Below are 1,114 nucleotides of genomic sequence, written 5' to 3'. Positions count from 1 at the left end.
TTCCCATATTTTTTTGCCAAATTCAATAACCGTTTGCACCCCTTTTTTGATAGCTCCCCAAACTTGACTCGCTGTGTCTTGCAGCCATTTACCAGGCTGTATGCCTTCAATCGAAAAAGCGAGCGCGCTGTCTTCAATCGTTACTCCCCACGTTTTTACTTCTGCCATTTCTTTTTTCTTCTCTGTATTTGTCTATTTCAGCTTTTAATTCGGTTGCTTCTCTTTTAAGTTCAACAAGTTCATCTTCTTTTGTGTCAATTTCCCCCAACTTTTCTACATAACTTAAAATAACTTTGCGAGGATTTTGTAAACTTTCGTCATTCATGTTGTCAACCATTCCGTGGCTGTTTCAATAATTGAACCATTCGTTCCCATAGTTGAACTGTAAGGCAAAATAATTCTGCCAGAATATTCAAGGGAATTATAGTCAAAACTTAATGTGCAATTGGTTAAACTGTTGGGGTTTTTGGTTGGCTGATTTTGCCAGTGAATAATATAATTTACTACGTCAATAAAATACTGACTCAAGGTAGTTGCCTTTATTGTGCCAGTAGGCGAACCGGGGTTAAAAGCAAGTGTTGACAGATAAGGGCTTGCGCTATCAGAAAATATTCCTGTAGAAGAAGTATAAACAACTTGACCCGGTATCGTAAAATCTCCTTCTAGGATAAAGTCATCATTCTTGCTTATGTTAAATCTCTGAGCTGCGAGTCCTTTTTCTGCACTGTTGATTAAGTGTGCCAGTTGCCACAACTGCCCTTCGATAGTCGTAGCGTTTACTGTTGCGCTTGTTCCTGCTGTCACTGTTGCCATCTTTTTATCTCCTTTTTCACAAGTAGCCGGCAACTGTAGCCGGCTAAGCCAGAAAATACACTTGAATTAACTAACTTCCTTTGGTTTTGGCAGCTAGCGCAATCGCAAAACCGAACAACGTGCTTGCTAAAGTAGTCAAATTTGCGGGTGCATCACCGTTAACTTTTAGTCCAATACTTAATGAGGCAAACGTAGTAGCAGTTGCACTACAGCAAAGAAAGAATATTAAGCCTCGGTATACGTAACGGTCAATTTCAAGCATCTTCAATCGTCCATCCTGTGCTTTTGGGTATATTTTCTT

Annotated in this window: 3 protein-coding genes; all 3 read right to left on the bottom strand. The window is 39.6% G+C overall.

The window, feature by feature from the left end; genetic code table 11:
- Window positions 1–133: 133 nt before the first annotated feature.
- A complete protein-coding gene (locus QUB61_RS39615) occupies window positions 134–325 on the bottom strand; it encodes a hypothetical protein (RefSeq protein WP_333136969.1) in 192 nt (63 codons plus the stop codon).
- Window positions 322–813 carry a hypothetical protein gene (locus tag QUB61_RS39610; RefSeq protein ID WP_333136967.1) on the bottom strand — a complete coding sequence of 164 codons (492 nt, stop codon included), beginning with the start codon at window positions 811–813 and terminating at the stop codon, window positions 322–324. The genes QUB61_RS39615 and QUB61_RS39610 overlap by 4 nt, the downstream gene beginning before the upstream one ends.
- Window positions 814–883: 70 nt before the next feature.
- On the bottom strand, window positions 884–1,114 hold a 231-nt coding region (locus tag QUB61_RS39605), incomplete at its 5' end, for a hypothetical protein (RefSeq protein WP_333136965.1).

It is taken from the genome of Microcoleus sp. C2D2 (genome assembly GCF_036702495.1).
Classification (GTDB): domain Bacteria; phylum Cyanobacteriota; class Cyanobacteriia; order Cyanobacteriales; family Microcoleaceae; genus Microcoleus.
The sequence above is the reverse complement of the archived record's forward strand: the minus strand, read 5'-3'. Positions and strand labels throughout refer to the sequence as shown.

Excerpts from the sequence above, each read along its gene's own strand:
- QUB61_RS39610 (WP_333136967.1), bottom strand. The coding sequence starts at position 813 with ATGGCAACAGTGACAGCAGGAACAAGCGCAACAGTAAACGCTACGACT.
- QUB61_RS39615 (WP_333136969.1), bottom strand. The coding sequence starts at position 325 with ATGAATGACGAAAGTTTACAAAATCCTCGCAAAGTTATTTTAAGTTAT.